The sequence below is a fragment of the Roseomonas rosulenta genome, from assembly GCF_016106005.1.
Lineage (GTDB): Bacteria > Pseudomonadota > Alphaproteobacteria > Acetobacterales > Acetobacteraceae > Neoroseomonas > Neoroseomonas rosulenta.
Window position 1 is genome coordinate 1 of the sequence record NZ_JACADR010000330.1, and the last position, 4,317, is coordinate 4,317.

Below are 4,317 nucleotides of genomic sequence, written 5' to 3' on the forward strand. Positions count from 1 at the left end.
CGAAGCGCTCGCGGCGCTGCGTGCCGCCGAGGCGCGCGACGGCGCACCCGATCTCGCGCAGCGCCGCGACCTGCTGGCGCGCCTCGCTACCGAGCTCAAGCGCCGCGCGGAGGACATCGCCGACGCCGCCGCCGCCGATTTCGGCGCACGGTCGCGCCTCGAGACGCTGCTCGCGGATGTCCTTCTGGTGGCGGACTTCGCGCTGCATGCGCGCCGCAGGCTTCCCCGCTGGATGCGCCCGCGCCGCGCCGGCGTGCCCTATCCCTTCTGGCCGGCGCGCGCGGTGCTGGAACCGGTGCCTAAGGGCGTGGTCGGCATCATGGCGCCGTGGAACTACCCGGTGCAGTTGGCCCTGGCCCCGGCGGTGGACGCGATCGCCGCAGGCAACCGCATCGTGGTGAAGCCATCCGAGCACGCGCCGCGCTGCGCGGCGCTGATCGGCGAGGTGCTGGCGGCGGCGCTCGGCCCCGACATGGCGCGCTGCGTCACCGGCGACGCAACGGTGGCCGCCGAATTCGCCGCGCAGCCCTGGGACCACCTGGTGTTCACCGGGGGCACCCAGACCGGGCGGCGCGTGGCGCTGGCGGCAGCGGCGAACCTCACTCCGGTCACGCTGGAACTGGGCGGGAAATGCGCCGCGGTGGTGCTGCCCGGTGCCGACCTGGCACGCGCCGCGCGCGAAATCCTGGTCGGCAAGGCACTGAACGCCGGGCAGACCTGCGTCGCACCCGACACGGTGCTGCTGGTGGGGCACGGCGTCGATGCCTTCGCCGAGGCGTGCCGCGCCGCCGGCATCGCCCTGCCCGAGACCGCCGTGCTGAACGAGGCGCAGGCCGCACGGCTCGACAGGCTAGCGGAGGGCGCGACCCTGATCCCGCTGGCGGCGGATGCCGGCGGGCGGCGGCGCGCCATCACGCTCGCGACCGCGCCGGACGACGCGCCGCTGATGTCCGAGGAAGTCTTCGGGCCGATCCTGCCGCTGCGCGCCTGCGCCGGCCTCGAGGACGCGATTGCCTGGATCGCGTCTCGCCCGCCCGCCCTCGCCATCTACCTGTTCGGCGCGACGGCGGCCGAGGAGGCGGCGGTGGCGGCCGGCACGCGCTCCGGCGCCATCGTGCAGGGGCGCTGCGTCGAGCATGTCGGCTTCTCCGACCTAGCGTTCGGAGGCATCGGCGCCTCGGGCCAGGGGCGCACCCATGGCGAGGAGGGCTTCCGCGCGCTGTCGAACCTGCGCGCGCGGGTGCGGCACGGTCGCTTCTCGCTCGCGAGAATGTTTGATCCGCCACGCGGATCGATGGCGGAGCGCATCACGAAGCGGCTGTTGCGTTAACCGTTCCGGGTTATGCTAACGCCATGGTTGTGGACGCGCCCACCCTTCCCGCCGTGGAGACGCCACGCCTGCGCCTGCGCTGCGCCGAACCGCGCGACGCCGAGGCGCTCGCCGGCCTGATGAACGAAGCCATCAGCCGCCGCCTCGCCTCCTGGCCGGTACCCTATACCCCGCCCATGGCGGCGGACCGCATCGCCGGCGTGCGCATGGCGGCGGCCGAGCGGCGGTCCCTGCCGCTCGTGATCGAACGCCGGTCCGATGGCGCGGTGGTGGGCTGGATCAGCATCTCCCGTGCGCCGGGCGATGTCTCCACCGCACTGATCACCTATTGGCTGGGCGATGCCTTCCAGGGCCAGGGGCTGATGCGCGAGGCCGCGCCCGCAGCGCTACAGGAGGCCTTCCGCAGCATGGACGTTGCCCGGGTGCGCGCGGCGGTGCAGGCGGACAATGCAGCCTCGCTCGCGGTGGTGCGGTTGCTCGGCATGGCGCCGCTCGGGGATGGGCGCATCTGGTGCCCGGCACGCGGACGCGACGAAGCCTGCCTGTGGTTCGAGATCGGGCGCCAGAGCAGATCCCGATCAGGTGGAATCACCTGATCGAGATCCGCTCCAGGCGGCGGCCACACGGATGACGCGGCGCTGCTGACGCACGGTCGGCGCCGGATCTCGATGGCGCGGAACTGCGCCGCGCCCACCGCCCTGGAGCGGGGCGGGATCGGCCTCCGCCGCAAGCAGATCGGCGACAATGCTTCGTGAATGCCACTGTCGATGGGCTTCAGGTTCACGCCGTGGCGGCGAGCGAGGACCCTCAGTCTCTCGTGACGATGCTGGATCGCGCGACGAACCGCGTCAGTCGTGCGGGCACAACCGTGGTGCTTCCGCGAGAAGGCGCCGCACGCAGCGGCCGGGAAACGCTCCCCCTCCGTCTATCTGATCGGAGGAGATCGATTGGCGGACCCGAAAGGATTCGAACCTTCGACCTCTGCCTTCGGAGGGCAGCGCTCTATCCAGCTGAGCTACGGGTCCTTGTTCTCCAGCCATAGCCCAGCCGCCCGGGTGAAGGAAGCCCCGCGACCCGCCCCCCGGTCATCCATCTTTTCCGCCCCACTTCCGCAGGCCACCCTCCGGCGATGCCAGCCCCCCTCCTGCGTCCCAGCCGGGACGACGACCTTCCCGCCATCGCCGCCATCTACGGCCACTGGGTCACGCACGGCCTCGCAAGTTTCGAACTCGACCCGCCGGATGTCGCCGAGATGGCGCGCCGGCGCGCCGCGGTGCTGGCCGCGGGCTATCCCTACCTGGTCGCCGAACGCAATGGCCGCGTCACGGGCTACGCCTATGCCTCGGCTTATCGCACCCGCCCAGCCTATCGCTTCGCGGTCGAGAACTCGGTCTACGTCGCGCCCGGCGAGATGCGCGGTGGTACCGGTGCAGCGCTGCTCGACGCGCTGGTGGCGGACTGCACCGCGCGGGGCTTCCGCCTGATGGTCGCGGTTATCGGCGACTCCGCCAATACGCCCTCGATCGGGCTGCATGCCCGGGCCGGCTTCACGCGCGCGGGGCTGCTGCCAGCGGTGGGCTGGAAGCACGGACGATGGGTGGACAGCGTGCTGATGACACGTCCACTCGGCGAGGGCGCGGCCACGCCACCGGACGGCTGACGCGGCTGCACAACCGTCTATCCTGCCGGCGATGACCCATGCCGGACCGCTGGTCGCCACGCTCGTCGTGGCGCTCGCCCTCGCTTTCGCGCTCGGCTTCGCCGCGCGGCTGCTGCGCCTGCCGCCACTGCTCGGCTACATCGCCGCAGGCATCGCGGTCGGCCCCCATACGCCGGGCTTCGTCGCCGACCCCGCCATCACCGCCGCGCTGGCCGAGATCGGCGTGGCGCTGCTGCTCTTCGCCGTCGGGCTGCATTTCCGCGCGCGCGACCTGCTGGCGGTCTGGCGCGTGGCCCTGCCGGGGGCGCTGGCGCAGATCGCGGCCGGCACGCTGGTCGGCGCGGCCGCGGGCGCGCTGGCGCTGGACCTCGGCTTCGGCGCGGCGCTGGTCTTCGGCCTGGCGCTGGCCATTTCCTCGACCGCCGTCTCGACCCGCGCACTCGAGGAGAAGGGGCGCCTGTCCGGCGAGGCAGGGCGCATCGCGCTGGGCTGGCTGGTGGTGCAGGACCTGGTGGTGGTGCTGGCACTCGTGCTGCTGCCGGTGCTGGCGGGGGCGTCGGAGAATCTCGGCGCGCGGCTGGGGCGCACGGCGCTGGAACTCTCGGGCTTCCTGGTCGCCATGGCCGTCGGCGGGCGCGTGCTGCTGCCGCGGCTGCTCGGCCTGGTGGCGGGAACCGGGTCGCGCGAGTTGTTCACGCTGGCGGTGATCGTGATCGCGCTCGGCACCGCCTTCGGTTCGTCGGCGACGTTCGGGGTCTCGCCGGCGCTCGGTGCCTTCTTCGCGGGCGTGCTGCTGGGCGAGAGTCCGCTCGGCCACCAGGCGGCGGCCGAGACGGTGCCGCTGCAGCGGGTGTTCGTCGCACTGTTCTTCGTCTCGGTCGGCGCGCTGGTCGATCCGGCGGCAATGGTGGCGATGCCCGGCGCCTCGCTCGCGACGCTGCTGGCCGTGCTGCTGGGCACCGGCGGCACCATCCTGGGGCTGCTGCTGCTGATGCGCGTGCCGGTCCCCGCCGCGACCACCGTTGCAGGCGCGATGACGCAGATCGGCGAGTTCTCCTTCCTGCTCGGCGCGCTCGCCATCGCCTCGGGCGTGCTGCCGGACACGGTGCGCGGGCCGATCCTGGTGGCGGCGACGCTGACCATCCTTTTCACGCCCCTGACGCAGCTGCTGGCCGACCGGCTGGCCGCGCGCATCGAAGGCACGCGGCGCATGCGCGCCTGGCTGCTGCGGCGCGGCCGCGCCCGGCTGTCGCAGGCGCCGCCGCAGGGGCTGTCGGGCCACGCGATCCTGGTCGGGCATGGGCGCGTGGGGCGCGTGGTGGCGGCC

4 protein-coding genes and 1 tRNA gene are annotated in these 4,317 nt (G+C 73.3%); 4 read left to right on the forward strand and 1 reads right to left on the reverse strand.

Annotated features, from left to right (window positions below; genetic code table 11):
- A partial coding sequence (locus tag HW578_RS23440) for an aldehyde dehydrogenase family protein (RefSeq protein WP_198373125.1) occupies positions 1 to 1,330 on the forward strand: 1,330 nt, incomplete at its 5' end.
- A gap of 23 nt (positions 1,331 to 1,353) precedes the next feature.
- Positions 1,354 to 1,926, forward strand: coding sequence for a GNAT family N-acetyltransferase (locus tag HW578_RS23445; protein ID WP_198373126.1), 573 nt, complete (start codon positions 1,354 to 1,356; stop codon positions 1,924 to 1,926).
- Between the two features lie 352 nt (positions 1,927 to 2,278).
- Here the strand turns inward: HW578_RS23445 and HW578_RS23450 are convergent.
- A tRNA-Arg gene (locus tag HW578_RS23450) sits at positions 2,279 to 2,355 on the reverse strand.
- Positions 2,356 to 2,459: 104 nt separating this feature from the next.
- Between HW578_RS23450 and HW578_RS23455 the strand changes: the two genes are divergently transcribed.
- The gene (locus HW578_RS23455; RefSeq protein WP_198373127.1) at positions 2,460 to 2,990 is read left to right on the forward strand and encodes a GNAT family N-acetyltransferase; all 531 of its coding nucleotides are present in this window, start codon (positions 2,460 to 2,462) and stop codon (positions 2,988 to 2,990) included.
- Positions 2,991 to 3,021: 31 nt separating this feature from the next.
- Positions 3,022 to 4,317: cation:proton antiporter domain-containing protein (locus HW578_RS23460; protein ID WP_198373128.1), on the forward strand; the 1,296-nt coding region annotated here is incomplete at its 3' end.

What these genes read in the sequence shown, in the direction of transcription:
- HW578_RS23445 (WP_198373126.1), top strand. Translation starts at nt 1,354, where the DNA reads ATGGTTGTGGACGCGCCCACCCTTCCCGCCGTGGAGACGCCACGCCTG.
- HW578_RS23455 (WP_198373127.1), top strand. Translation starts at nt 2,460, where the DNA reads ATGCCAGCCCCCCTCCTGCGTCCCAGCCGGGACGACGACCTTCCCGCC.